The organism is Rhizobium sp. G21, assembly GCF_014158035.1.
Lineage (GTDB): Bacteria > Pseudomonadota > Alphaproteobacteria > Rhizobiales > Rhizobiaceae > Rhizobium_E.
In genome coordinates, this window is record NZ_JACFXW010000001.1 from 3,433,329 (window position 1) to 3,457,736 (window position 24,408).

The following is a 24,408-nucleotide window of genomic DNA, read 5'->3' on the forward strand; positions in this document are numbered from 1 at the left end:
CGGCAAAACTCGACGCATGCAGGGAGATGAACATGGCTGTCAAACGAGGTTCCAAGGGCGACGACACCCTTTTCGGAACGACTGCGAGTGACCGATTCTTCGCCAGCAAAGGACAGGATCGGCTCTATGGTGGGGCCGGAACAGATACTCTCGTCCTCACAGGCGCGGCAAAGCACTATGAGTTGGCTTTGACCAAAGACAACGGTTTGGTCACAGGTTCAGTGATCGATCTTCGCAAGGGCGCGCCGGATGGCGTCCAGATCATCGACAGCATCGAAACGATCAAATTCGCGGACGACACTCTGGACGTTCTCGGCGCTAATCTTCCGCCTCACAGCATAACTCTGTCGAGTTTGTCGATCAACGAGAACGTTACGAAGAATATTCCCTATATAACCGTGTCGGCGCAAGATCCGGAAGATATGCCGATCATACGTTATTCTCTGCTCACTGAGAACACGCCGTTTAAGCTCGCTCAGGATCCTTTGCGGACCGCTTCGCTCTATGTGAGCGGTAGGCTCGACTACGAAAAACAATCGAGTTACGAAATCGTCATCCAGGCGAAAGACCTTGCGGGCGGCGTCTCGACACAGACATTCACGATTGAAGTGCGCGATGTCGCCGAACGCTTGCTCGGCACCAACGCGAATGATGTTCTTGTGGGCGACTCCTCGATGAACATCATCCATGGCATGGCTGGAAACGACAGGATGTCCGGCGGCAATGGCGACGATCAGTTGATCGGCGGGATCGGCAAGGACCGCCTCACCGGCGGCAACGGCGACGACGACTTCATCTTCAAGAGCCTCGCCGACTCCACCGCCAATGCCTCCGGTCGCGACGTGATCACGGATTTTGCCCGCGCTCGCTACGAGCATATCAATTTGGGAGCGCTGGACGCCGACACCTCTCAGCGCGGCAACCAGGATTTTGACTTCATCGGCAGCGATGGGTTCAGCAAGACAGCCGGTGAATTGCGTTTCACCGACTCAAAGAACGGCGTCACGGTGCAGGCGGATGTTGATGGCGACGGCAAGGCCGACTTTTCCATCGATGTTCTCAGCATTTCCAAGCTGGACGCCGGCGACTTCTTCCTCTGAACCTCTCGATCAGGCGACAGCCTTGGAGATGAGCGCGGGGTCCACCCCTGTATCCCGCGCCTCGTTGCGGGCGGACGTGTGACGTCCGCCCGCTTTTTTCTATGAATTCCCATGCGTTGTTCGCTCCTGAGTGGCTTTCTCCGTCATACCGGCTAGAATTTACGGCGATTTCGGCTTTGGTCGATGCGCTTTCAGGAGATCCCCATGCGAACATACATCCTTGCCGCCGCCTTGCTGGTCGCTGCATCCGGCGCCTTGGCGGACGATTGCGCTTTGTCGACCGCAAGCGCCTGCCAGACGGCGAACACGCTGCTCTGGGCCAAGGACTTCAAGTCGGCTCTGCGGGCCTTCGCCGGGAAAAAGAAAGTGACGTGGCTGGGGCGGGCGACGCCGCTCTGGGAGGTCGTCAACGAGGCGATGAGCGGCGTTCCGGACGACAGGGCGGAGACCGCGCCGGGCGTCTACAGATTTTCAGCCTCCCGCTATCAAAGCGCGATGGAGCGCGGCGCGGTCGTCGTCGAAAAGGGCAAGATCCGGGCGGCAGGCGTGCTGCACTTCAATTGCGGCAAGCAGGGTTGCGACAAGGCTTACACCTTGTCGGTCATTCTAAGGAGCAAAGATGACGCGGCGGCGGGATGGATCGAGGCCTGGGGGCGGGAGCAGATGACGCTCAACGCAGAGAGTGGCGGCTATAGCGCCGGGGAGACCTCCATTTCCCGGACCGAGGTGATCATGACGGGCAAATGATCGTCGGACAAAGGCCGGAAAGGGATCGCCCCGATATGTCGTAGGGCGATCCAAAAAACGCGGATGACGTCAGCGGCGGATTTCGCCGCGCGCCACCGCTTCGATGTCGGCGCGACGCAGGCCGAGATCCTGCAACTCGCGTTCGCTGATGCGGCCGAGTTCGGAGAGGGTCTGGCGATATTTGCGCCAGTCGTTCAGTCTTTTCATGAAGCTCATTTTGTTATCCTTGGCCTTTTCGGCATCTATTCAACGCCCGTGATATAGGCGCCGGCGCCCAAGGAATGAACAGCCACGATCGCGCGGCAAATATGCATTGCATGCATAGCAATTATTGCCGAATGGTAAAAATGCGAAGGGCCGCCCGAGGGGCGGCCCTTGCTCAACCGACATGCGGCGTATCAGACATGCGTTGGGCGCTTCGTCCTGAACAGCCTGAGCACGAAGACGAAGAAGGCCGGAACGAAGATGATCGCCAGGATCGTCGCCGATATCATGCCGCCCAGCACGCCGGTGCCGATGGCGTTCTGACTGGCCGCGCTCGGACCGGTGGCGATGGCGAGCGGCACGACGCCGAGCGCGAAGGCGAGCGAGGTCATGATGATCGGCCGGAAGCGGATCTTGGCCGCCTCCACCGCCGCATCCTTGAGGCTGCGGCCCTCGGCGAAATAGTCCTTCGCGAATTCGACGATCAGGATCGCGTTCTTGGCGGAAAGACCGATGATGGCGATCAGGCCCACCTTGAAGTAGATGTCGTTGGGCATGTCGCGCAGAAACACCGCCAGCACCGCGCCGATGACGCCGAGCGGCACCACCAGCATTACCGACAGCGGGATCGACCAGCTTTCATAGAGGCCGGCGAGCAGCAGGAACACGAACAGGATCGAGAAGCCGAACAGGAACGGCGCCTGCGAGCCCGATTGCAGCTCTTCGAGCGACTGGCCCGTCCATTCATAGCCGAAGCCTTCGGGCAGCTGTCGGGCGAGTTCCTGCATCTTTTCGATCGCCGCGCCCGAGGCCACGCCCGGCGCCGCCATGCCCGAGATGCGGACGGAGGGATAGCCGTTATAGCCGATGACCTGCGCGGGACCGCGCTGCCACTTGACGTCGGCGAAGGCCGAAAGCGGCACCATGCCGCCGCTGGCGTTGCGGACGTTCAGCTTCAGGAGATCCTCCGTCTGCAGGCGGCTCGTTTCGCCCGCCTGGATGATCACCCGCTGCATGCGGCCGGAGTTCGGGAAATCATTGACATAGCTGGAGCCGAGATTGGCCGTGATGGTGTTGTTGATGTCGGCGAAGGTCACGCCGAACGTGTTGGCCTTTTCGCGGTCGATGCTGAGCAACACCTGGGCCGCATCCGGCAGGCCTTCGGGACGCACGCCGACGATCATGCCGCTCTGCTGGGCCTGGGCCATCAGCTGGCCGGCGGCCGCCTGCAGCGCCGCCTGTCCCTTGCCGCCGCGATCCTGCAGGCGGAAGGAGAAGCCGTTGGACGTGCCGAGACCCTGGATGGGCGGCGGCGACAGCGCGAAGGCCATGGCGTCCTTCAGCCCGAACAGCTGCATGTTGGCGCGGTTGGCGATGTCCTGCGCCGATTGACCGTCGCCGCGCTCGGACCAGTCCTTCAGCGTCACGAAGGCGAGGGCGGCGTTGGGGCCGGTGCCGGAGAAACTGAAGCCCTGGATGGCGACGATGTTTTCGACCGACTGTTCGGCGCGGAAGATCTTCTCGACCTGTTCCAGCGTCGCCACGGTGCGGTTGTTGCTCGATTCGGCCGGACCTTCGATGTTGACGATCAGGAAGCCCTGGTCTTCGTTGGGCACGAAACTGCCGGGCAGCTGGATGAAGAGATAGCCGAGGCCCGCCACGATGGCGAGATAGACGATCATCAGCCGACCGGCGCGACCGACGATGCCGGTGACGCCGCGACCATATCCGTTGGTCAGCCGGCCGAAGCCGCGATTGAACCAGCCGGCGAGGCCCTTCTTCTCATGATGCCCTTGAGGAATGGGCTTGAGGAAAGTCGCGCAGAGCGCCGGGGTCAGCGACAGCGCCAGGAAGGCCGAAAACAGGATCGACACGACCATGGTCAGGCTGAACTGGCGGTAGATGATGCCCGTCGATCCCGGAAACATCGCCATGGGAATGAACACCGAGGCGAGCACGAGCGTGATGCCGAGGATCGCGCCGGTGATCTGGCTCATGGCCTTCTTGGTGGCTTCCTTGGGCGACAAGCCCTCTTCGGCCATGATGCGTTCGACGTTTTCGACCACGACGATGGCGTCGTCGACGAGAATGCCGATGGCGAGAACCATCGCGAACATCGTCAGGACGTTCACGGAGAAGCCGCTGACATACATGATCGACAGCGTGCCGAGCAGAGCCACCGGCACCACCAGCGTCGGGATGACCGTGTAGCGGAAGCTCTGCAGGAAGATCAGCATGACGACGAAGACCAGCGCCACGGCCTCGATCAGCGTGTGCACGACCTTTTCGATGGAGGCGGAGACGAAGGGGCTGGTGTCATAGGGCACGGCATAGTCGATGCCCGCCGGGAAGAAGCCCTTGAGCTGCTCCATCTTGGCCTTGACGGCGTTGGCGGTGGCCACGGCGTTGGCGCCGCTGCTCATCTGGACGCCGACGGCGGCGGTCGGCTTGCCGTTCAGCCGGCTCGAGAAGCTGTAGCTTTCGGAGCCGATGTCCACCCGGGCGACGTCGCGCAGACGCACCGTCGATCCATCCGGATTGGCGCGCAGCACGATATTGGCGAATTCCTTGGGATCGGTCAGCTGGCCCTTGACGAGCACGGTGGCGGTCAGGTCCTGGTTGATGGGATTGGGCGCGGGCGCCGATCTGGCCGGCGGCGACCTGGGCGTTCTGGGCGGTGATCGCGGCGGTGATGTCGGACGCCGTCATCTTCAGGCCGACCATCTTGTCGGGGTCGATCCAGATGCGCATCGCGCGCTGGGCGGCGAACAGCTGGACATTGCCGACGCCTTCGATGCGGCGCAGTTCGCCCATGATGTTGCGGCTGAAATAGTCGCCGAGCGCCACGGCGTCTCGCTGGCCGTCGGTGGAGGTGATGGCCACCACCATCAGGAAGCCGGAGCCGGCCTGCTGCACTTCGATGCCCTGCTGGGTGACGGTCTGCGGCAGACGCGGCTCGACGCGGCGAATGGCGTTCTGAACATCCACCTGCGCCTGGTCGATATTGGCGCCGGACACGAAGGTGGCGTCGATGGAAATGCGGCCCGACGAGTCCGAGGTGGATTCGAAATAGCGCAGGCCGTCGACGCCGTTGAGCTCTTCTTCGATCGGCTGGGTGACGCTCTGGTAGATTTCCTGCGGCGAAGCCCCGGGAAAGGTGGTCGAGATCGACAGCTGCGGCGGCGCGACGTTGGGATATTGCGCGATCGGCATGAAGGGCAGGGCGATGAGGCCTGCGATCGAAATGAAGATCGCAAACACCCAGGCCAGAATGGGTCGTTGAATGAAGAATTGTGCCATCAGGACGAGCCTTTAGTTCTTGGGCTGGGCGGCGGCGGCTTCGGGAGCCACTTTCGCGCCGGGCTGGACCTTGGAGACGCCGTCGACGACGATGCGTTCGCCGCCCTTGAGGCCGCTCTCGACGGTCCATTGCGCGTCGATCACGGCGCCGAGGGTCACGTCGCGCAGCTGGGCGACATCGCCCTCGCCGACGACATAGACCTGGGCCCGGCCATCCTGGGTGCGGATGACGGCGCGCTGCGGAATGAGGATGCCGTCCTTGTTGACGGCCTGTTCGATGCGGATGCGGACATATTGCCCGGGCAGCAGATCGCCTTTCGGATTGGGGAATTCGGCGCGCAGCGTGACCTGGCCTGTGGTTTCATCGACGCTGGCGCTCGAAAACAGCAGCTTGCCCTTTTCCGCATACATATCGCCGCTGTCGAAGACGAGTTCGACGCGGGCCTGACCAGGGGCGGGGCTTTCGAGGCGTCCAGCCTCGACGGCCCGCTTCAGCGACAGCATTTCGTCGACCGACTGGGTGAAGTCCGCATAGACCGGATCGATCTGCTGGATCTGGGCCAGATTCTGCGTGCTGTCGGCGGTGACGAGCGCGCCTTCGGTCACCAGGGCCCCGCCGATGATGCCGGTGATCGGCGCGCGCACTTCGGTGTAATCGAGGTTGATCGTCGCTTCATCCAGCGCAGCCTGCGCCAATGCGACATCGGCGGCGGCCTGGGCGGCGGCGACGGCGGCATTGTCGTATTCGACCTCGGAGACCGCGTTGCGCTTGCGCAGCTGGTCCTGGCGTTCGAGCTGTTGACGAGCATTCTTTTCCGTCGCGACCGCGCGCTGAAGCGTGGCCTGGGCGCTGGCGACGCGCACCTTGAACAGTTTCGGGTCGATCCGGTAGAGCACGTCGCCGGCCTTGACCAGGCTGCCCTGTTCGAAGACGCGCTCCTGCAGGATGCCGGTGACGCGGGCGCGCACCTCCGCCGTGCGGGTGGCGGCGATGCGGCCGGGCAATTCGCTCATCACCGGCACAGCCTCGGTCTTCAGGGTCACAACGCCGACGGCTGTCGGCGGCATCTGCTGCTGCTGGCCGAAGCTTTGCGAGGCGATCATGGCGGACATGGCCAAGGCCGTCAGTCCGAGGGCGATTTTTTCATCGTCTTACCTTCAATCGGTTGTCTGAATTCGGAGAAATTCGGTGGCGGCGGACGCCCGGAGCTCGGATCATGGTTCGGGAAAGGCGGCGTACATTGTCCCGATATCCCGTAGCAATCCGGCGCGCTCGACCTCGCTCCAATGATGGAGGTCGAAATATTCCATGATCGTCAATCCATAAAATGCGAGATAGGCGATCAGCGAGGCCCGCGGACGCCTGGCGTCGCGGGTGACCGCGGCCAGATCCTCGGCGGTGCATTGGCGAAACAGGGACTGAACGCCCTCGTCGTGCGAGCTGGCGGCGCAGATAGCCAGCGCCACGGCTCTTTCGCTGTCGGAGGCGAGGGCGCCGGCCGCGGAGAGCCGGCCGAAGAGCGGAGGATTGTCGCTGTCCTGCTGAATGCGCACGCTTTCTGCGACGCGTTCACGGTCGATACGGATGCGGCGTTCGACCAGCGCGTTCAGAAGGCCCGACTTGGTCTTGTAATCATAGACGACGCGGGACTTGCTGATGCCTGCTTCGCGCGCGACTTCGTCGATCGACAAGCCCACCGCTCCCAGGCGCACGACCACTCGTTCCGCCGCGTCCAGCACGTCGTCGGTCGAGATTTTACGCGTCTTGGCCATCCAGCGGTCCATGCAGTCGGAATGCGAACGATCGTTCTTTTATGCCGGTATAACAATCGCCTCGACAGATCTTTGTCAACCGTGGAAAGCATTTCAAGCTAAGTTTTTTCGTGTCATCCGGCAGGAATTCTGATTTTCCCGAAATCAGGCCGCATTTTCCTGCGTCGAATCGAATCTGGCGCGGGCGATGCGGATGTCCGCATGGCGACGCTCGGCCCAATCCATCAGGGCGGAGATGGGGATCATCGCGTCGCGTCCCAGCTCGGTCAGCGCATATTCGACGCTGGGCGGCTTGGTGGGAAACACTTGCCGGCTGACCAGTCCGTCCCGCTCGAGGTCCCGAAGCGTCTGGGTCAGCATCCGTTTGGAAATATCGGGAATGTCGCGCGCCAGGCTCGAGAAGCGGCGGTTTTCCGTCGTGAGCGACAACAGGATCAGCACCGTCCATTTGTCGCCGATATGATCGAGCACATCGCGGATCGGGCAGTTTTCGCGACTGAAGCCGAGAGCGTTCCATTTCTCCATGCGGTCGCCGGACCTCAGCGGTCCCTGTTGGTTCTTTGCAAGTAACCTGGGCATCGAAAACTGCCTCCTTTTCAGCGGGGTCGTTGGTCTCTATTGTAGACCTGTCTTCAAAATAAGACCATACCCAAGGAGAATGTGATGTCTCACGACGCCAAGACCTATCTGGTTACCGGAGCGAATGGACAGCTCGGCCGGCTCGCCGTGCAAAGCCTGATCGAAAAGGTTCCCGCCGCGCAAGTGATCGCGCTTGTCCGCAAGCCCGAAGCCGGAGCCGATCTCGCCGCTCTCGGCGTGACGGTGCGCATCGGCTCCTATGACGACCCGGCGAGCCTCGACGCCGCCTTCGCCGGAGTCACCCATGTTCTGCTGATTTCGTCGAGCGAGGTCGGCCAGCGCCTGGCGCAACACGAGAATGTCATCGCCGCCGCCAAGAGGGCCGGCGTCGCCTTTCTCGCCTATACCAGCATCCTGCGCGCCGACACCTCGCCGCTCGGCCTGGCCGTTGAACACCTGGCCACGGAGAAGGCGATCGCCGCATCGGGGATTCCTTACGCCTTCCTGAGGAATTCCTGGTATCTCGAAAATTATCTCGGTTCGATCGGCCCGGCGCTCGAGCACGGCGCCGTCGCGGGCTCCGTCGGCGAAGGCCGCATCTCCGCGGCGTCGCGGGCCGACTATGCCGAAGCGGCCGCCGTGGTGCTTGCCAATTCGGACGCTTACGTCAACGCGGTGCTCGAACTGGCCGGCGACGACGCCTTTACGCTCACCAATCTCGCGGCGGCGATCGGCGAACTCGCCGGTAAGCCGGTCGTCTACGCCTATATGCCCGAAGACGCCTACAAGGCCATGCTCGTGCAGGTGGGTCTGCCGGAGGGCTTTGCCGGCCTGCTCGCCGACTCGGATGTCGGCGCGTCCAAAGGCGGGTTGTTCGAAGACGGCAAGACGCTGAGCCGGATCATCGGCCGTCCGACTACGCCGCTGAAGACGGTTCTGGCCGGCGCGATGGGCAAGTAACGGGATCGGCCGCGCCGCCGCTCACGACGGGCGGCGGCTCTTCCTCCCCGGCGCAGCTTCGTCACCGCATGCGAATGCAAATCTTTATACATTGGAAAGGCTGAGGGGCTAAAATAGCGACTGCGCAATAACGCGTGCTCTGTATCAGGAGCCCCTCTTGTCGAGCCTGTTTGGTGTCTTTCGTCTGTTCATCGGGTCGCGTCGCGGAAATTTCGCCCTGACCGCGGCCCTGGTGCTGCCCGTGCTGCTGGGCGGCGTCGGCCTGGCGTTCGACATGGCCGCGATGGTCAATCAGCGCACGGTGTTGCAGAACGGCCTGGATACGGCGTCGCTGGCGGCGGTCAGCGCGCTCGCGGCCAAGGACAAGACCACTCTCAACGTCAAGAGCTACGCGATCGATTTTCTCGTCGCGCAGCTTTCCGGGCAATTGCCGAGCAACGTGGTCGAAGATCTCAAGACCTCCACCACGGTCGTGCCCGATAAGAATACGGTGGGCACGCAGACCACGTATACGGTGGCGATGTCGGCGCGCATCACGGTGGAACTGACGCCGCTCACACGACTCCTCGGCTTCACCAACCGCAAGATCGCGGCGCGTTCTTCCACATCCTCTGTTGTCGTCGGCAATGCGCTGTCGCTCTACCTCGTCGTCGACCGGTCGGGATCCATGTCCTGGGTGACCAACACAGCCTTGTTGACGCCTGCCAGTTGTCAGAATTACGCCGATCTCGAAGACTGGGCGTATTATCCGGATATCGCAGCCACATCCCCTGTTACCTGAACAAGATGGGAGCGCTCAAACAGGCCGCCGCCACCTGTTCGATACGATCGACTCGATCGAGGCGTTGGATGCGAACAATCATGTCACCCGCACCGGGTCGGTGACGTTTACGGACAAGGAACAGGCGGCCTCCGCTCTCGCGTGGGGAACGACCACCGCGCGCGCCTACATCTCGGCCTTGCCTTCCTATCCCTCGGGCGGAACCGACATGTCCGACGCCATGGACACCGCCTATGCGGCGCTCACCGCCGCCAGCGAGGCGACGGAGCACGCCAACTACGGCAACACCCATGTGCAGAAATTCATCGTGTTGATGACCGACGGCGAAAATACAGGGGCCAGCAGCAAGCACAAGCCGTCGCTCGACACCAAGACGCTCAACGCCTGCACCTCGGCCAAAAATGCCGGCATCACCATTTATACGGTCGCCTTCATGGCTCCGACGCTCGGCAAGACCCTATTGCTCGCCTGTTCCGGTTCATCGAGCAATTCCTACACGGCCGACAACGCGTCGGAATTGATCACCGCTTTCGAAGCCATCGCCAAGAAAGTATCGGATCGCTCGACCAAGCTGACCAACTGAGCATCCTCTCCGCCCTCATCATGAGGGAACCCCGGGAAACGTCATACGTTTGCCTGTTCGGGCGAAGACAAAGCGCGGACGCGCATGTCCGAACAGACGAGGTGTTCATGACGACGGGAATTCATCGGCGCAGCCTGATCCTGGGCGCGCCATTGCTGCTTGCGGGCTGCGCGAGCGAGAGGCGGGTCACCAGTATCGGAAGACCTGCGGGGCCGCGTGTCGATCCCTATTATCAGGCGATGTATGGGCCCGTCCTCGACGAACCTTTCCCGGTCGCCGCCGTCGATCTTCGTCGCGTGGATCCGAAATTCTGGCGCCAACAAGTGGCCTATGACAGCTATGAACCTGCCGGCACGATCGTCGTCGACGTGCAGCAACGCTTCGCTTATTACGTTTTGGGCAATGGCGAGGCGATCCGCTATGGCGTCGGCGTGGGACGCGAAGAGGGCCTCAACTTCCAGGGTGAGGCGCGCATCGGCCGCAAGGCGGCATGGCCGCGCTGGACGCCGACCCCGACATGATCGCGCGGGATCCGGAAAAATACCTGCAATACCAGAACGGCATGGATGGCGGGCCGATGAATCCGCTCGGCCCGCGCGCGCTCTATCTTTATGTCGACGGCCAGGACACGCTGTTCCGTCTGCATGGAACGGTGGAGCCCTGGTCGATCGGCACGATGGTGTCGTCGGGCTGCATCCGCTTTCTAAACCAGGACATCATCGATCTCTACGGCCGGACGCCGGTCGGAACGCGCGTCGTCGTCAATCCGGCGGCTACGCCTGAGAGATCAGCGCGCGACGTGGAAGACGCGCAGCCGATGGCCGTCGGGATCGACGGCCGTGAAGGTGCGACCGAAATCGGCGGCCATCGGCGGCTGGATGAGTTCAATGCCGCGCGCCGTCCAATCTTCGGCCGTCGCGTCGACCTCGTGGTCGGAGCCGAGGGGGAAGCCGAGTTCGAAACCACCCGGCGGCGTGGCCGCGGGAATGACGCCGTCCCTGGACCAGAGAGCGAGTTTCAACCCGTTCGGAAGCACGTAGAACGAGAAGGTCGGCGCGGCTTCGATCGGTTGAAGGCCGAGCAACGCGTCGTAGAAGGCGCGGCTTGCGGTCATGTCGGCGACGTAGAGGAGAATATAGCTGGGGGTCATGATCTTGTCCTTCTGATCTCGGGGCTTCGGCGTCAGGGTCGGCGTCGGCCTCGAAGGACGGTCTAGCGCTGCCTGCTGTCAGTTTTTGTCAGCAGCGTTCGGGCCGACGCCTTGTTCGCGTTTCCACTCCTTGAGCATGGCGGCGCGGCGGCGGGGATAGCGGCGGTCGAGCGGGCGCAAGCCCTCGATCCGGTCGGCGCGGAAATGGCGGAAGCCGTTGCGCAGCGCGCACCAGGCCACCACGACCCGGACATTCTCGAAAAAACCAAGCGCGAAGGGCCAGATCTCGCGACGCGTCGCCGCGCCGCTGGCGTCGGCATAATCGATCTCGGCGGCCTGTTCTTCGCGGATCAGGCGACGCATCAGCTTGAGGTCGACGCCCGAGCCCGCGCGGGGGAGGGGCCGACCAACAGGCTCGACGTTTCCAGCCGCTCGGCGAGATCGGCGGGCAGCACGGCGCCGATCTTGGCGATCAGATGTCCGGCGGCGTCCGACAGGCCTTCGTCGGCGCGACTGGCCACCCAGCGGGCGCCCAGCACCAGCGCCTCGATCTCGTCTTCGGAAAACATCAGCGGCGGCAGCAGGAAGCCGGGGCGCAGCACATAGCCGAGACCGGCCTCGCCTTCTATGTCGGCGCCTTGAGCCTGCAGCGTGGCGATGTCGCGATAGAGCGTGCGGAGACTGACGCCGGTTTCCTCGGCCAGCGCCTGGCCGGTGACCGGCCGCCTGTGACGCCTGAGCGCCTGCAACAACTGCATCAAACGTTCTGAGCGGGGCAGGGCGGAACGGGACATCGAAGAACCTGTTTGACCGCTGTCGGCTGGCTGCGGGTCGCGTCTTTCATATCCTTTTTGCTCGACACCGCCAGCCGAGTTTAGTAGGTCTGCCTGCAATTCAATCGTTTTAAGGGAGCGGCGACATGAACGCCAAGACCGAGAACCTTCTCTCCACGCTCAAGCTGCAACCGGTCGTGCCGGTGATCGTGATCGACGATGTGAAATCGGCCGTGCCATTGGCCCGCGCGCTGGTCGCGGGCGGCCTGAAGGCCATCGAAATCACGCTGCGCACGCCCGCGGCGCTGGACGCCATCAAGGCGGTCGCCGAGGAAGTCGAAGGCGCAGTCGCCGGCGCCGGCACCGTCCTCGATGCGCGCCAGTGGGAACAGGCGGTGAAGATGGGCTCGAAATTCGTCGTGTCTCCGGGCGCGGGCCCTTCGCTGCTCGACGCCGCCGACCAGAGCGACGTGCCGCTTCTGCCCGGCGCCGCCACCGCCACCGAAGTCATGCATCTGCGCGACCGCGGCTATAGCGTGCTGAAGTTCTTCCCGGCCGAGCAGGCCGGCGGCGCAGCCTATCTCGGCGCGCTCGCATCTCCGCTCGCCGGCATCCGCTTCTGCCCGACCGGCGGCGTGTCGCTCAAGAACGCCCGCGATTATCTCAGCCTCTCCAACGTCGTCTGCGTCGGCGGCTCCTGGGTGGCGCCCAAGGCCATGGTGACGGAGGGCGACTGGGCCGGCATCACCAAGCTCGCGGCGGAAGCCGCGGCGCTGGCTGGGTGACGCGTAGGGTCTTCGGCTGATCGACAAGGAAATGCCTGACGCCGCCTCTATGGTCTACTCGACGTGAGGCGGCGTCAGGCGTCGACCAACTCGATTTTCAGTCGCTTTCCGAGCGACCGCGCCGCGCGCTCCAGAGTATCGAGAGAAATGCCGATATTGGCCGGATCGAGAACACGGTCCAACTGAGAGCGGCTCGTGCCCATTTTTTCAGCCATGTCGGATTTCGAAAGCGCCTGCAGTTTTCGCTCTTCATCGATCTGCCAAGCCAGAACCTGCTTGATCGCCGCGCCGTAGACCGCTTCTTTCTCGCCGAGGTATTCGAGGAAGTCTTCAAGCGAGCCGCCGACGACAGAATGATGGTCTGTCATATCTCGATAGTCCTCCGCTTCATTTTCGAATTTGATAATCTTTCCAACGCTTGATCGCCAGTTTGATTGTCGCCTGCTGGCCGCCTTTGCCTTCTGCGCCGTGAAGCAGCAGCATGACGCCGTCATCGATCCCAGAATATATTCTTGCTTCGACGCGACCATTTCTGATGCTTGACTGCACTTCGAGCACCCCGTCTCGCAGCAGTCTGCATGTCGGCATCCCCATCGGCCAGCCAAACTCGACTTTGGCGATATCGACGGCGACCACCTGACGATCTGTCTTGTTCAGTGACATCAGCCATTCTTTGACCGGCTGGACACCGCTCCGGGTCGTGTAGAACCGGGCGACAATCCGCCTCGACTGGGCAGAGTGCACCATATTTGGTTCGAACTTCAATGGGAGAGTTGGGGCGTTCCGGTTCGTCCCAGGGTTGCGCAAAGTGTGCGTCTTTTCCAGGGGTATTGGTCATAAACGCCGCAAAATTTTCGGTGATGGCGTGACCTGCGTCATCCTCTTTGCATAATCCGCGCGTCATACCTATCTGCTGACGAGATCATCTCAACCGGAGGATATGGAATGTTCGACGCCAAGAAAATTCTCGACCAGTTTTTAGGCTCCAATATGCCTGGAGTCGGCGGTTCGGTGAAAGACCAGGCCGGACAGGTGACCCAGATGGCGAAGGACAATCCACTTGCCTCCGGCGCGATCGCCGCCGTGCTGCTGGGCACCGGTACGGGACGCGAGCTGACCGGTTCGGTTCTGAAGCTGGGCGGTCTCGCCGCCATCGCCGGTCTCGGCTATCAGGCCTACAAGAACTGGCAGGCTGGCAATCAGCCTCAGCCGGTCGGCGGCGCGCCTGCGCCGGCTCAGGGACAGGCCGCGCCCGATCTGCTGCCGGCGCCTGCCGGAACCGGCTTTTCGCTGGAAGATCACACCAACAATGACGATTTTGCGCTGGTGCTGGTGCGCGCCATGATCTCGGCCGCGCGCGCCGATGGTCATATCGACGAGGCCGAACGTCAGGCGATCCTCGGCAAGGTCAAGCTCGCTGGGCTCGACGCCGACGCCGAGGCCTTCCTCACCGGCGAACTGACCAATCCCGTCGATCTCGACGCCATCATCGGCGCCGCGAAGACCGAGAGCCAGAAGGTGGAGCTCTACACGGCATCCCGCATCGCCATCGATCCGGACACCCGCGCCGAACGCGGCTATCTGGATCTTCTGGCGGGCCGGCTGGGTCTCGCCGATGGGCTGATCGATCATATCGAAGCGACGGTCGCTTCCGCAAAGGTCGGCTGAGCCGCCGCCCATCACCGAAATTTATTTGTCGATCTCTCGACGTGGTGATGAACATCATCCCCGGTTCTGTTAAGGAGACGGGGATGAAGAAGGAAGATCTCAGCAATTGGACGCCGCGGCCCGCGCCGAAGGCGGTGCGGCTCGAAGGGCGTTACGTGACGCTCGTTCCCTATGTGCGGGACGAGCATGCGCAGGCGCTGTGGACGGCGCTCGGCGAAACCGGCGTCAATGCGCGGCTGAAATACTTCGCAGCGCCCGATTTCCAGACCGCGGACGCCTTCGCCGACTGGCTCGACGCCTTCGAAAAGGCCGGCTGGCTGCGCGAAGTGTTTATCGACAACGAGACCGGCGACGTCGTGGGCATGGCCCATTATATGCGCGCCGATCCCGCCAACGGCGTTGTCGAGGTCGGCGGCGTGGCGCATGGCCTGGCGATGGCGCGCAGCCCGATGTCGACCGAAGTCCATTACCTCATGGCGCGGCATGTGTTCGAGGATCTCGGCTATCGCCGCTACGAGTGGAAATGTCACAACGACAACGCGCCCAGCCATGAAGCGGCCAAACGTCTCGGCTTCTCCTTCGAAGGCGTGTTCCGCAAGCACATGATCTCGCGCGGCGAAAATCGCGACACCGCCTGGTACGCGATGATCGACGATGACTGGCTGCGCCTGAAAATGGCGTTCGAAGCTTGGCTGGCCCCGTCGAATTTCGACGCCGCAGGCCGACAATTACGCGGTCTCGCCGAGATCCGCTCCACCATCACGGAAGGTTGACGTGTCACAGTCAGAGCAGCACAAGCGCGAGACGCGCAGGAACGCCATCGCGGCCGCCATCATTCTCCTGGGAGCGGGCGTCGCGCTCGCTCTCATGCCCAGGATCGTTCTGGGGCTGGGCGACGTCTCGCCCTGGCTCGGCTTCGGCGCCGGCGTGGCGATCATCCTGTCCTTCTTCGCCGTCTTCTGGCTGCGCGCACGCTGGCAAAAGCGCCGTTCACGCTGATTTGACGCGCGGCGTTGTAACAAATGCCGCGTTGCCTCGTATAAGCTTGCAAGACCTGACCTGAAGAGGATCCGTCATGCCGGCTTATCGCTTTCCCAAGATCGCAGCTTCGGAGATCACTCCGCAATCCGTTTTCCTGCGTCGACGGGAATTCCTGGCAGGCGCGGCGGCGGCCGGCCTGATCGGCGCGACGGAGTCGCCGTCGCTCGCGGCGTTGGCCGCCAAGCCGTCCGCCTACAAGGTGAACGACAAGATCACCCCCAAGGAAGACGCCACCACCTACAACAATTTCTACGAATTCGGCGTCAACAAGAGCGATCCCGCCGATTACTCCGACAAATTCAAGCCCCGGCCTTGGACGATCAAGATCGACGGTCTGGTGTCCAAGCCTCTGGAGATCGATGTCGATCAGTTGATCGCCAAGATGTCGGTGGAAGAGCGCGTCTACCGCTTCCGCTGCGTCGAGGCCTGGTCGATGGTCCTGCCCTGGAGCGGCTTCATGCTGGCCGATCTTCTCAAACTGGCCGAACCGCTCGCTAGCGCCAAATACGTCGCCTTCCAGACGGCCCTGCGTCCGGACGAAATGCCGGGGTCGGCGGCTTCGCGCCCATTCTCGACTGGCCCTACAAAGAGGGCCTCAGGCTCGACGAGGCGATGCATCCGCTGACGTTGATGGCTGTCGGCATCTATGGAGACCTGCTGCCCAATCAGAACGGCGCCCCGATCAGGCTCGTCGTTCCCTGGAAATACGGCTTCAAGAGCATCAAGTCGATCGAGCGCATCACGCTGGTCGAGGCCCAGCCGCCGACCGCCTGGAACACGGCGGCGCCGGATGAATACGGCTTTTATTCCAACGTCAATCCCAAGGTCGATCATCCCCGCTGGAGCCAGGCCACGGAACGGCCGATCGGCGAGGGCGGCGGCTTTTTCAATTCGCCGAAGAAAGACACGCTGATGTTCAACGGCTATTTGGATGAAGTCGCCTCGCTTTACGCCGGCATGGATTTGAAGGCGAATTACTGATGGCCGTCTCGAGCAGCGATGCGTCGATGGACTGGCCGCGCCGCATCAATCGCACCGTCGCCAAGATTTCGCCCTGGTGGATCTATGGGCTCGGGATGATCCCGGCCGTCTGGTATTTCTGGCAGGGCGCGACCGGGAAGCTGAGCGCCAATCCGGTGCAGTCCTTCGAGCACCTCCTGGGCGAATGGACGCTGCGGTTCCTGATCGCGACGCTGCTGGTGACGCCGATCCGCGATCTCACGCGCGTCAATCTCTTCCGCTTCCGGCGTGCGCTCGGGCTGATGAGCTTTTATTACGCGCTGATGCATGTGCTGACCTACGCCATCCTCGACCGGGCGCTGGTGCTTTCCGAAATCGTCGCCGACATCATCAAGCGGCCCTATATCATGGTAGGCATGGCGGCGTTCGTGGGCCTGGTCGCGCTGGCGGTCACGTCCAACAACTGGTCGATCCGCAAGATGGGCCGCAACTGGGGTCGGCTGCATCTCCTGATCTATCCGGCCGCCATTCTCGGCGTCACGCATTTCATCATGGCGGTCAAAAGCTGGCCGCCGCGGCCGCTGGTCTATATCGCCATCATCGCCGTGTTGTTGCTCTACCGGCTGGCCAAATACACGGCCGCTCAGCGGCCCTTCGCTTCGGCATAAGCGCGCACGGCGTCGCCGAAGGATTTGAACAGGCGGGCGGAGGTGGCGTCGCTTTCGACCCAGTATTCCGGGTGCCACTGCACGCCGATGGCGAAATTCGGCGCGTCGATGACGGACACCGCCTCGATCGTGCCGTCTTCGGCAACGGCTTCGACAGTCAGCCGGGGCGCGGTGACGCCGATCGCCTGACGATGCAGCGAATTGACCTGGAATTCGCCGGCCCCGAGGGCTGCGGCGATGCAGGAGCCTTCCTTGACCTTCACGGTCTGCCGGATGGCATACATCCTGTCGCGCTCCGGCACGTCGGGACGGCGGTGATCCCAGACGCCGGGCTTCTCCTGAATTTCGGTTTCCAGCGTGCCGCCGAGCGCGACATTGAGCTCCTGAATGCCGCGACAGATGGCGAGCAGCGGCACGCCGCGATCGATGGCGCGGCGGATCAGCTCCATGCTCGTCGCGTCGCGAGCCGGATCATAGGGGCCGTTCTGTTCCGAAGCGTCGCCGCCGTAAAGCGAGGGATGCACATTCGAGCGCGACCCGGAAATCAGTACGCCGTCGACACGGTCGAGGATGGCGTCGATATCGTTGCCGCTTTCGAGAGCGGGCACGACGATGGCGGTTGCGCCCGCGCCCTTGACCACGGCGTTGACATATTGTTGCGGCGTCGCATGCCAGTAGTAACCTTCGATTTCGCGCGTGTCGGCGGGAATGGCGATGATCGGGCTGGGCATGCTCGTCTCCGGCGTCATTGGGAACGGCCATCAAGTGGCGCGTCGGCTTTGCGATGTCAATCGCCTCATTCCTAAAACGAAGCGCCTAACTATCGGTAAGCACTATCTTACTGCGACGGAAGCATAAGGAAAATCCGATGTTCGCGTCTTGCGGGCGCCATGGGGGCATGCTTAACATCCGCGTCGGGCGAGGGCGACCTCGCTGGGGAAAGCAAAACTGAAAGATCCGTTTTACTGGGAGGTGTCACATGGATCGTCGTTCGTTTTTCAAGAAGGCTGGCGTTGCGGCGGCCGGCGCGGCTGGCGCGGCCTCACTGGCTGCGCCTGCGATCGCGCAGTCCAATCCGAAAGTCACCTGGCGCCTGACCTCGTCCTTCCCCAAGGGGCTGGACACGATCTACGGCGGTGGCGTCGACATCGCCAACCATGTGCGCGCCGCCACCGACGGCGCTTTCGACATTCAGGTCTTCGCCGCGGCCGAAATCGTGCCGGGTCTCGAAGCGGCCAACGCCGCCGGCGCGGGCACCGTCGAAATGGCCCATACCGTGCTCTATTATTACTACGGCAAGGAGCCGACCTACGCGCTCGGCGCCGCCATTCCCTTCGGCCTCAACGCCCGCATGCAGAATTCCTGGTATTACACCGGCGGCGGCGATCTGATGAACGAGTTCCTGGCCACGCAGAACCTCTACGGCATGCCGGCCGGCAATACGGGCGTGCAGATGGGCGGCTGGTTCCGCAAGGAGATCAATACGCTGGAAGACCTCAAGGGTCTCAAGATGCGCATCGGCGGCCTCGCCGGCAAGGTGATGGAGCGGCTCGGCGTCGTGCCGCAACAGATCCCGGGCGGCGACATCTATCCGGCGCTGGAAAAGGGCACCATCGACGCGGCCGAATGGGTCGGCCCTTATGACGACGCCAAGCTCGGCTTCAACAAGGTCGCCAAATATTACTACTATCCGGGTTTCTGGGAAGGCGGCCCGGTGGTTCACGCGGTGATCAACCTCGCCAAATGGAACGATCTGCCCAAGCATTATCAGGCCGTGCTGTCGGACGCCTGCGCCACGGCCAATTCGATGATGCTCGCCAAATACGACGCCAAGAACGCCGTGGCGCTCAAGGAATTGGTCGGCGGCGGCGCGGTGCTGAAGCCCTACAGCCAGGAAATTCTGAACGCCGCCTACGAAGCCTCGCTGACGACCTATGCCGAGCTCAGCGAAAAGAGCCCGCATTTCAAGAAGATCTATGACCACCAGCTGTCCTTCAAGAAGGACGCCTATCTCTGGGCGCAGATCGGTGAATACACCTTCGACACCTTCATGATGATCCAGCAGCGCGCCGGCAAACTTTGAAACCGCAACGCTGATCCTGCCCGGCCCGGAACGTCCGTCGTTCCGGGTCTCTTTGATTTTCGACGTCGCTTTCAATCGATTTTATGTCGCTTGGGGGCCCGCCTGAGATTGCGCGGCCCTAGACCTTTGTGTAAGGCCTGAAGCAGCGCCGAGGTTCAGCCTCAGGCTGTAGGGGAGTAGGACAAAGCGCCGGGAGACAGTATTCCGCGCTTTCAGAATGGGAGAATTCGAATGGCCGAACATCACACCGGACCGGCGGAAGTTGGCGCGTCGATGGACTACGCCGAACATGAGAAGACGTATAGCGGTTTCCTCTGGGCCGCCAAATACGGCACGATGGCCGTCGCGGTGTTGCTGATTGCGATGACGGTCGGCTTTTTCACCGGCGCCGGTTTTATTTTCTCGGTCCTGCTGTTCATCGTCCTGACGATGGCCGGCTTCTTTTTGATCTGACATTTCGATCCGCGCGAAGCGACGTCCGGCCGTGACTGCGGCCGGAGCCTTTCGTGCGCCTTAAATTTGGCGAAGAGGAGAGCCGGCGCGTGGGCAGTCTGATATTCGTGGCGAAAGAGACCGAGGGAGCAGAGCCGCGGGTGGCGGCGTCTCCCGACACGGTCAAGAAAATGAAAGCATTGGGCTTTGACGTGGTCGTCGAAGCCGGAGCGGGCTATGCGTCGCGTATCCCGGACGCTGAATTCGAGAAAATGGGATCCCGCGTCGGGAGCGGCTCGGACGCTGCTTCCGCCGATGTGGTGTTGAAGGTTCGTCGGCCGACCGCAACAGAACTCGCGGGCTACAAGCCCGGCGCCATCGTTCTCGGAGTCATGGACCCCTATGGCAATGACGAGGCGCTTCAGGCCATGGCGGCGGCCGGCGTCTCCGCCTTCGCCATGGAACTGATGCCGCGCATCACACGTGCCCAATCCATGGACGTGCTGTCGTCGCAGGCCAATCTCGCCGGCTATCAGGCCGTGATCGACGCGGCATCGGAGTATGACCGGGCCATGCCGATGATGATGACCGCAGCCGGCACCGTGCCGGCGGCGAAGGTCTTCGTGATGGGCGCGGGCGTCGCGGGCCTGCAGGCCATCGCCACGGCGCGGCGTCTTGGGGCGGTGGTGTCGGCGACCGACGTGCGTCCCGCCGCCAAGGAACAGGTCGCCTCGCTCGGCGCCAAGTTCATCGCCGTCGAGGACGAAGAATTCAAGGCGGCGGAGACCGCAGCCGGTTACGCAAAGCCGATGTCGGCGGAATACCAGGCCAAGCAGGCGGCGCTGGTGGCCGAGCACATCGCCGAGCAGGATATCGTCATCACCACCGCACTCATTCCCGGACGTCCGGCGCCGCGGCTCGTCAGCCGCGAGATGCTGAAGGCGATGAAGCCGGGTTCGGTGGCGGTCGATCTCGCCGTCGAGCGCGGCGGCAATATCGAAGGCGCGGTTGCGGGCGAGGTTGTGGAGGTCGAGGGCGTCAAGGTCATCGGCCATCTCAATGTCGCCGGCCGCATCGCCGCCTCCGCGTCGCTGCTTTACGCCAAGAACCTCGTGACCTTCCTTGAGACCATGGTGTCGAAGGAGACCAAGACGCTCGACCTTAATATCGAGGACGAGCTGGTCAAGGCGACCATGCTGACCCATGGCGGCAAGGTCGTTCACCCCAATTTCGGCGGCTCGAAGGAAGGCTGAGATGGCGATGGAAACTCTGGATAAAGCACTTCAAAATCTCGACGCGGCGGTGGCCGCCGTCCATCAGGCCGTCGAAACGCAGCCGTCCATCGCGGATGCGGCGCATGCGCTGTCGGGCGGGGCGATCGATCCCTTCGTCTTTCGACTGGCGATCTTCGTTCTGTCGATCTTCGTCGGCTATTACGTGGTCTGGTCGGTGACGCCGGCGCTGCACACGCCGCTGATGGCGGTGACCAACGCCATTTCCTCCGTGATCGTGGTGGGCGCGCTGCTCGCAGTCGGCCTGTCGGCGAGCGGTTTCGCCACCGGCTTCGGCTTCGTGGCGCTGATCCTCGCCTCGATCAACATTTTCGGCGGCTTCCTGGTCACCCAGCGCATGCTCGCCATGTACAAAAAAAAAAGAAAAGTAAGGGGCGAAATCCATGTCCGTCAATTTCGCAGCCTTTCTCTATCTCGTTTCCGGCGTGCTGTTCATCATGGCGCTCCGCGGGCTCAGTCATCCCTCCACCAGCCGACAGGGAAACCTCTACGGCATGGTGGGCATGGGCATCGCCATCGTCACCACGCTGCTGCTCGCCAAGCCGACATTTGGCGGGCTGGCGCTGATCGTGCTTGGCCTCGCCATCGGCGGCGGCGTGGGCGCGGTCATCGCCCGGCGCATCGCCATGACGTCGATGCCACAGTTGGTCGCCGGTTTCCACTCGCTGGTCGGTCTCGCCGCGGTGCTGGTGGCGGCGGCGGCGCTTTACGCGCCGTCCTCGTTCGGCATCGGCGAGGTGGGTCAGATCCATGGCCAGGCGCTGGTGGAAATGTCGCTGGGCGTCGCGATCGGCGCGATCACCTTCACCGGTTCGATCATCGCCTTCCTGAAGCTCGATGGACGCATGAGCGGCAAGCCGATCATGTTGCCGATGCGGCACGCACTGAACATCGCCATCTTCGCGGCGATCGTGGTGCTGATCGGCGTTCTCGTGGCCACCGAAAGCCATTTCGTGTTCTGGCTGATCGTGGCTCTCGCGCTGGCCTTCGGCGTGCTGCTGATCATCCCGATCGGCGGCGCCGACATGCCGGTGGTTGTGTCGATGCTCAACTCCTATTCGGGTTGGGCGGCGGCCGGCATCGGCTTCACGCTCGGCAATCTGGCGCTGATCATCACCGGCGCGCTGGTGGGCTCGTCGGGCGCGATCCTCAGCTATATCATGTGCAAGGGCATGAACCGCTCCTTTGTGTCGGTCATCCTCGGCGGCTTCGGCGGCGACGCGGGGGCTTCCGCCGCCGCGGACAATTCCGACAAGACGGTCAAGCAGGGCTCGGCCGACGACGCCGCCTATCTGATGGCCAACGCCTCCAAGGTGATCATCGTGCCGGGTTACGGCATGGCGGTGGCCCAGGCCCAGCATGCGCTGCGCGAGATGGGCGACAAGCTCAAGGAAGCCGGGGTCGAGGTTAAATACGCCATCCACCCGGTCGCGGGCCGCATGCCCGGCCACATGAACGTGCTGCTCGCCGAAGCCAATGTTCCCTATGACGACGTGTTCGAACTCGAAGACATCAATTCGGAGTTTGCGCAGGCCGACGTCGCCTATGTCATCGGCGCCAATGACGTCACCAATCCGGCGGCGCGCGACGACAAGTCCTCGCCGATCTACGGCATGCCGATCCTCGATGTCGACAAGGCCAAGACCTGCCTGTTCGTCAAGCGCTCGCTCGGCTCCGGCTATGCCGGCATCGACAATACGCTGTTCTACAAGGACGGCACGATGATGCTGCTCGGCGACGCCAAAAAGGTGACGGAAGACATCGTCAAGGCTTTGGCGCACTGACATCTCGCCATCTCCGCCACCAAACCCCGCCCTGAACCGGCGGGGTTTTCGTTTGCACGTTCCGCGCGATCTCGATAGCTTCGATATGCTTGTTGTCTTCAATAAAAGTAGTTACATTAAATGCGGATCGTGTGGGACGAAATCAAGCGGCAGGCGAATTTGCGCAAGCACGGCTTCGATTTCGCTGCGCTGGATATGGGTTTTTTTGAACGCGCCCTCATCTTTCCAGCGAAACAGGGGCGTCGTCAGGCCATCGGCCTGTTCGTCGAGCAGATGGCGGTGGTGATCTTTTTCCGACTTGGGGAGGAGGGACTGTCGATCATCTCGATGCGCGCGGCGAACCGCAAGGAAAGGGCTCTTTATCATGACGCAAAAAATGACCAAGCCTGATGATCCGGATTTCATACACGGCTTTCCGCGCGAGATCTGGGAGGAAGTGTCCGACAATCCCGAACTGACCGAAGAGGATTTCAAGCTCGCCAGGCCCTTCCGCGAGGTGTTCCCGGAACTGGCCGCGGAGATCGAACGCAGCCGTGGGCGGCCGGCGTCCGAGAACCCGAAGAAGCAGGTCACGCTCAGGCTCGATGCCGATGTGGTCGCCCGTTACAAGGCGGGCGGCAAGGGATGGCAGAGCCGCATGAACGCCGATCTTCGCAAGGCGCTCGGCCTCTGATCAGGAGAAGCGCGACAGGCGATAGGGCGCGAGCAGCGGCTCGGCTGCGCCGTCCAGCACTTCCTTCGCTGCGAAATCGCCGATGGCTGGGGCGAGCGTGATGCCGGAATGGGTGACCGTGATATAAAGGCCGGGAACGCCCTCGGCGCGGCCGACGATCGAGAAACCGTCCTCCGGGATGGGGCGAAAGCCGATGCGGTAGCCTTCGAGCTCCAGCTGGTCGCCGCCGACGAGGCGCGAGCACATGTCGTCGAACACCCGCCTGGCCGTGGCGGCGGGATCGGCGCCGGGATCCGTGCCGTTGAAGGAGGTGGAGGCGATGATGCGGCCATCCGGCGCCTGGCGCATTTCCATTTCCGGCGCAACGACGATATGATTGAGCAGGCGAGGGGCGGGCTTGGTGTCGATGATGAGGCCCGGCGAGGAACTCATGGGCACTTTGACGTCGGCGGTTGCGGCAAGCGCCGCAGTCTCAGCGCCGGCGGCGAGGATCACCTCGTCGGCTTCGACGACGCCGTTCGCCGTCACGACGCCGACCACACGGCCGTTTTTGAAGGACAGCGCCGAGATCTCGGCGCTGTCATGGACAGTTGCGCCGAGACGTTCGGCGTCCGCCAGCAGCGCGAGCGCGACGGGACGCGGCTCCACCATGCCCTCGCCGGAGATCTTCAGCGCCCAGTCGGGAGCATGTTTGATGGCCGGCTCGAGGCGCAGGATCTCGTCCCGCTCGATCCGTTCGAGATCATAGCCCCAGCTCGCATGTTCCTCCGCGAACTTTTCCAAACCCTCCGGCGGCAGGTCGTAGCAGATCGAGCCGCACCAGTCCGGGCTGACGCCGGGGACGGCGGCTGCGAGCCTGAGCCAGCCGGCCATGGCCGCCATGCGCAGGCGGAAATAGGGTTCGGGATTGCCCCAATTGGCGTTGATCCAGGCGAAGGAATTGGGCGTGGCCACGCCGCCGCGCTTGCCGCACACCACCGTCACCCGCGCTCCCGCCTCGGCCAGATGCCAGGCGATGGAGGCTCCGATGACGCCGCCGCCGATGACGATGATGTGTTTGCCCGACATGCCG

The 24,408-nt window shown here is 62.8% G+C and carries 26 protein-coding genes and 5 pseudogenes; 20 read left to right on the plus strand and 11 right to left on the minus strand.

The annotated features are described in order from the left end of the window. The first annotated feature begins 32 nt into the window (after positions 1-32). Positions 33-1,100, plus strand: coding sequence for a cadherin domain-containing protein (locus tag H2O14_RS17135; protein WP_182828598.1), 1,068 nt, complete (start codon positions 33-35; stop codon positions 1,098-1,100). A gap of 204 nt (positions 1,101-1,304) precedes the next feature. Continuing rightward, positions 1,305-1,847, plus strand: coding sequence for a hypothetical protein (locus H2O14_RS17140; protein WP_182828599.1), 543 nt, complete (start codon positions 1,305-1,307; stop codon positions 1,845-1,847). 69 nt (positions 1,848-1,916) lie between these two features. On the opposite strand, the gene H2O14_RS17145 is transcribed toward H2O14_RS17140, so the two are convergent. The 5 genes and pseudogenes from H2O14_RS17145 to H2O14_RS17165 all read right to left on the minus strand — a co-directional run bounded on the left by H2O14_RS17145 (position 1,917) and on the right by H2O14_RS17165 (position 7,703). Beyond that, positions 1,917-2,063 (minus strand): DUF1127 domain-containing protein, encoded by a 147-nt coding sequence (locus H2O14_RS17145; protein ID WP_182828600.1) that lies wholly within the window; start codon positions 2,061-2,063, stop codon positions 1,917-1,919. Between the two features lie 182 nt (positions 2,064-2,245). After that, positions 2,246-5,351 (minus strand): annotated as a pseudogene (locus H2O14_RS17150) (multidrug efflux RND transporter permease subunit). A 12-nt stretch (positions 5,352-5,363) separates the two neighbouring features. After that, complete coding sequence (locus H2O14_RS17155) at positions 5,364-6,464, minus strand: efflux RND transporter periplasmic adaptor subunit (protein ID WP_182828601.1); 1,101 nt, start codon at positions 6,462-6,464, stop codon at positions 5,364-5,366. Positions 6,465-6,566: 102 nt separating this feature from the next. Further along, a complete protein-coding gene (locus H2O14_RS17160; RefSeq protein ID WP_182828602.1) occupies positions 6,567-7,124 on the minus strand; it encodes a TetR/AcrR family transcriptional regulator in 558 nt (185 codons plus the stop codon). 144 nt (positions 7,125-7,268) lie between these two features. Then, positions 7,269-7,703, minus strand: coding sequence for a winged helix-turn-helix transcriptional regulator (locus tag H2O14_RS17165; protein ID WP_182828603.1), 435 nt, complete (start codon positions 7,701-7,703; stop codon positions 7,269-7,271). Between the two features lie 84 nt (positions 7,704-7,787). On the opposite strand from H2O14_RS17165, the gene H2O14_RS17170 reads away from it, so the two are divergent. The 5 genes and pseudogenes from H2O14_RS17170 to H2O14_RS29470 form a co-directional block, all read left to right on the plus strand. Then, entirely contained in the window at positions 7,788-8,663 is an 876-nt protein-coding gene (locus H2O14_RS17170; RefSeq protein ID WP_182828604.1) for an SDR family oxidoreductase, read from the plus strand. A 157-nt stretch (positions 8,664-8,820) separates the two neighbouring features. Then, positions 8,821-9,444, plus strand: coding sequence for a TadE/TadG family type IV pilus assembly protein (locus H2O14_RS17175; RefSeq protein ID WP_182828605.1), 624 nt, complete (start codon positions 8,821-8,823; stop codon positions 9,442-9,444). 64 nt (positions 9,445-9,508) lie between these two features. Further along, positions 9,509-10,027, plus strand: coding sequence for a vWA domain-containing protein (locus H2O14_RS17180; RefSeq protein WP_182828606.1), 519 nt, complete (start codon positions 9,509-9,511; stop codon positions 10,025-10,027). 107 nt (positions 10,028-10,134) lie between these two features. After that, positions 10,135-10,548, plus strand: coding sequence for a L,D-transpeptidase (locus H2O14_RS29465; protein WP_409526926.1), 414 nt, complete (start codon positions 10,135-10,137; stop codon positions 10,546-10,548). Between the two features lie 56 nt (positions 10,549-10,604). Then, positions 10,605-10,730 (plus strand): annotated as a pseudogene (locus H2O14_RS29470) (L,D-transpeptidase); the annotation flags it as partial. Positions 10,731-10,814: 84 nt separating this feature from the next. On the opposite strand, the gene H2O14_RS17190 reads toward H2O14_RS29470, so the two are convergent. Then, positions 10,815-11,177, minus strand: a complete 363-nt coding sequence (locus H2O14_RS17190; protein ID WP_210275556.1) for a VOC family protein — start codon at positions 11,175-11,177, stop codon at positions 10,815-10,817. A 78-nt stretch (positions 11,178-11,255) separates the two neighbouring features. Then, positions 11,256-11,956, minus strand: a pseudogene (locus H2O14_RS17195) (helix-turn-helix transcriptional regulator). Between the two features lie 140 nt (positions 11,957-12,096). Here H2O14_RS17195 and H2O14_RS17200 point away from each other — a divergent pair. Beyond that, complete coding sequence (locus tag H2O14_RS17200; RefSeq protein ID WP_137157659.1) at positions 12,097-12,735, plus strand: 2-dehydro-3-deoxy-phosphogluconate aldolase; 639 nt, start codon at positions 12,097-12,099, stop codon at positions 12,733-12,735. Positions 12,736-12,809: 74 nt separating this feature from the next. Here H2O14_RS17200 and H2O14_RS17205 read toward each other — a convergent pair whose 3' ends face one another. Beyond that, a complete protein-coding gene (locus tag H2O14_RS17205) occupies positions 12,810-13,103 on the minus strand; it encodes a helix-turn-helix domain-containing protein (protein ID WP_182828607.1) in 294 nt (97 codons plus the stop codon). Positions 13,104-13,122: 19 nt separating this feature from the next. Further along, positions 13,123-13,398 (minus strand): type II toxin-antitoxin system RelE/ParE family toxin, encoded by a 276-nt coding sequence (locus H2O14_RS17210; protein ID WP_182828608.1) that lies wholly within the window; start codon positions 13,396-13,398, stop codon positions 13,123-13,125. A 282-nt stretch (positions 13,399-13,680) separates the two neighbouring features. On the opposite strand from H2O14_RS17210, the gene H2O14_RS17215 reads away from it, so the two are divergent. The 5 genes and pseudogenes from H2O14_RS17215 to msrQ all read left to right on the plus strand — a co-directional run bounded on the left by H2O14_RS17215 (position 13,681) and on the right by msrQ (position 17,072). Beyond that, positions 13,681-14,403, plus strand: coding sequence for a tellurite resistance TerB family protein (locus H2O14_RS17215; RefSeq protein ID WP_182828609.1), 723 nt, complete (start codon positions 13,681-13,683; stop codon positions 14,401-14,403). A gap of 83 nt (positions 14,404-14,486) precedes the next feature. Continuing rightward, positions 14,487-15,176: a GNAT family N-acetyltransferase gene (locus tag H2O14_RS17220; protein ID WP_182828610.1), complete on the plus strand. Its 690-nt coding sequence runs from the start codon at positions 14,487-14,489 to the stop codon at positions 15,174-15,176. Between the two features lies 1 nt (position 15,177). Further along, the gene (locus H2O14_RS17225; RefSeq protein WP_182828611.1) at positions 15,178-15,402 is read left to right on the plus strand and encodes a hypothetical protein; all 225 of its coding nucleotides are present in this window, start codon (positions 15,178-15,180) and stop codon (positions 15,400-15,402) included. A 76-nt stretch (positions 15,403-15,478) separates the two neighbouring features. Then, positions 15,479-16,425 (plus strand): annotated as a pseudogene (gene msrP, locus H2O14_RS17230) (protein-methionine-sulfoxide reductase catalytic subunit MsrP). 26 nt (positions 16,426-16,451) lie between these two features. Next, on the plus strand, positions 16,452-17,072 hold the full coding sequence (gene msrQ / locus H2O14_RS17235; RefSeq protein ID WP_182829419.1) for a protein-methionine-sulfoxide reductase heme-binding subunit MsrQ: 621 nt from the start codon (positions 16,452-16,454) through the stop codon (positions 17,070-17,072). Here msrQ and H2O14_RS17240 read toward each other — a convergent pair. Beyond that, on the minus strand, positions 17,048-17,803 hold the full coding sequence (locus H2O14_RS17240; RefSeq protein ID WP_182828612.1) for a gamma-glutamyl-gamma-aminobutyrate hydrolase family protein: 756 nt from the start codon (positions 17,801-17,803) through the stop codon (positions 17,048-17,050). The two genes, msrQ and H2O14_RS17240, sit on opposite strands and share 25 nt — an antisense overlap. Positions 17,804-18,051: 248 nt before the next feature. Between H2O14_RS17240 and H2O14_RS17245 the strand changes: the two genes are divergently transcribed. The 7 genes and pseudogenes from H2O14_RS17245 to H2O14_RS17275 all read left to right on the plus strand — a co-directional run bounded on the left by H2O14_RS17245 (position 18,052) and on the right by H2O14_RS17275 (position 23,336). Continuing rightward, complete coding sequence (locus tag H2O14_RS17245; protein ID WP_182828613.1) at positions 18,052-19,155, plus strand: TRAP transporter substrate-binding protein; 1,104 nt, start codon at positions 18,052-18,054, stop codon at positions 19,153-19,155. A gap of 231 nt (positions 19,156-19,386) precedes the next feature. Continuing rightward, the gene (locus H2O14_RS17250; RefSeq protein WP_182828614.1) at positions 19,387-19,608 is read left to right on the plus strand and encodes an aa3-type cytochrome c oxidase subunit IV; all 222 of its coding nucleotides are present in this window, start codon (positions 19,387-19,389) and stop codon (positions 19,606-19,608) included. An 89-nt stretch (positions 19,609-19,697) separates the two neighbouring features. Further along, entirely contained in the window at positions 19,698-20,840 is a 1,143-nt protein-coding gene (locus H2O14_RS17255; RefSeq protein ID WP_182828615.1) for a Re/Si-specific NAD(P)(+) transhydrogenase subunit alpha, read from the plus strand. Position 20,841: 1 nt separating this feature from the next. After that, positions 20,842-21,246, plus strand: a pseudogene (locus H2O14_RS17260) (proton-translocating transhydrogenase family protein); the annotation flags it as partial. Positions 21,247-21,262: 16 nt separating this feature from the next. Beyond that, positions 21,263-22,663, plus strand: a complete 1,401-nt coding sequence (locus H2O14_RS17265; protein ID WP_182828616.1) for an NAD(P)(+) transhydrogenase (Re/Si-specific) subunit beta — start codon at positions 21,263-21,265, stop codon at positions 22,661-22,663. Between the two features lie 120 nt (positions 22,664-22,783). Then, the gene (locus tag H2O14_RS17270) at positions 22,784-23,053 is read left to right on the plus strand and encodes a BrnT family toxin (RefSeq protein WP_182828617.1); all 270 of its coding nucleotides are present in this window, start codon (positions 22,784-22,786) and stop codon (positions 23,051-23,053) included. Further along, the gene (locus H2O14_RS17275; RefSeq protein WP_182828618.1) at positions 23,028-23,336 is read left to right on the plus strand and encodes a BrnA antitoxin family protein; all 309 of its coding nucleotides are present in this window, start codon (positions 23,028-23,030) and stop codon (positions 23,334-23,336) included. Before H2O14_RS17270 ends, H2O14_RS17275 begins: the two co-directional genes overlap by 26 nt. On the opposite strand, the gene H2O14_RS17280 is transcribed toward H2O14_RS17275, so the two are convergent. Next, positions 23,337-24,404: an FAD-binding oxidoreductase gene (locus tag H2O14_RS17280; RefSeq protein WP_182828619.1), complete on the minus strand. Its 1,068-nt coding sequence runs from the start codon at positions 24,402-24,404 to the stop codon at positions 23,337-23,339. Positions 24,405-24,408 lie beyond the last annotated feature (4 nt).

Coding starts and splice junctions, on each gene's coding strand:
- H2O14_RS29465 (WP_409526926.1), top strand. CDS start 10,135: ATGACGACGGGAATTCATCGGCGCAGCCTGATCCTGGGCGCGCCATTG.
- H2O14_RS17135 (WP_182828598.1), top strand. CDS start 33: ATGGCTGTCAAACGAGGTTCCAAGGGCGACGACACCCTTTTCGGAACG.
- H2O14_RS17220 (WP_182828610.1), top strand. CDS start 14,487: ATGAAGAAGGAAGATCTCAGCAATTGGACGCCGCGGCCCGCGCCGAAG.
- H2O14_RS17275 (WP_182828618.1), top strand. CDS start 23,028: ATGACGCAAAAAATGACCAAGCCTGATGATCCGGATTTCATACACGGC.
- H2O14_RS17265 (WP_182828616.1), top strand. CDS start 21,263: ATGTCCGTCAATTTCGCAGCCTTTCTCTATCTCGTTTCCGGCGTGCTG.
- H2O14_RS17270 (WP_182828617.1), top strand. CDS start 22,784: ATGCGGATCGTGTGGGACGAAATCAAGCGGCAGGCGAATTTGCGCAAG.
- H2O14_RS17215 (WP_182828609.1), top strand. CDS start 13,681: ATGTTCGACGCCAAGAAAATTCTCGACCAGTTTTTAGGCTCCAATATG.
- H2O14_RS17165 (WP_182828603.1), bottom strand. CDS start 7,703: ATGCCCAGGTTACTTGCAAAGAACCAACAGGGACCGCTGAGGTCCGGC.
- H2O14_RS17160 (WP_182828602.1), bottom strand. CDS start 7,124: ATGGCCAAGACGCGTAAAATCTCGACCGACGACGTGCTGGACGCGGCG.
- msrQ (WP_182829419.1), top strand. CDS start 16,452: ATGGACTGGCCGCGCCGCATCAATCGCACCGTCGCCAAGATTTCGCCC.
- H2O14_RS17190 (WP_210275556.1), bottom strand. CDS start 11,177: ATGACCCCCAGCTATATTCTCCTCTACGTCGCCGACATGACCGCAAGC.
- H2O14_RS17205 (WP_182828607.1), bottom strand. CDS start 13,103: ATGACAGACCATCATTCTGTCGTCGGCGGCTCGCTTGAAGACTTCCTC.
- H2O14_RS17155 (WP_182828601.1), bottom strand. CDS start 6,464: ATGTCCGCCATGATCGCCTCGCAAAGCTTCGGCCAGCAGCAGCAGATG.
- H2O14_RS17250 (WP_182828614.1), top strand. CDS start 19,387: ATGGCCGAACATCACACCGGACCGGCGGAAGTTGGCGCGTCGATGGAC.
- H2O14_RS17140 (WP_182828599.1), top strand. CDS start 1,305: ATGCGAACATACATCCTTGCCGCCGCCTTGCTGGTCGCTGCATCCGGC.
- H2O14_RS17170 (WP_182828604.1), top strand. CDS start 7,788: ATGTCTCACGACGCCAAGACCTATCTGGTTACCGGAGCGAATGGACAG.
- H2O14_RS17200 (WP_137157659.1), top strand. CDS start 12,097: ATGAACGCCAAGACCGAGAACCTTCTCTCCACGCTCAAGCTGCAACCG.
- H2O14_RS17245 (WP_182828613.1), top strand. CDS start 18,052: ATGGATCGTCGTTCGTTTTTCAAGAAGGCTGGCGTTGCGGCGGCCGGC.
- H2O14_RS17145 (WP_182828600.1), bottom strand. CDS start 2,063: ATGAGCTTCATGAAAAGACTGAACGACTGGCGCAAATATCGCCAGACC.
- H2O14_RS17210 (WP_182828608.1), bottom strand. CDS start 13,398: ATGTCACTGAACAAGACAGATCGTCAGGTGGTCGCCGTCGATATCGCC.
- H2O14_RS17280 (WP_182828619.1), bottom strand. CDS start 24,404: ATGTCGGGCAAACACATCATCGTCATCGGCGGCGGCGTCATCGGAGCC.
- H2O14_RS17240 (WP_182828612.1), bottom strand. CDS start 17,803: ATGCCCAGCCCGATCATCGCCATTCCCGCCGACACGCGCGAAATCGAA.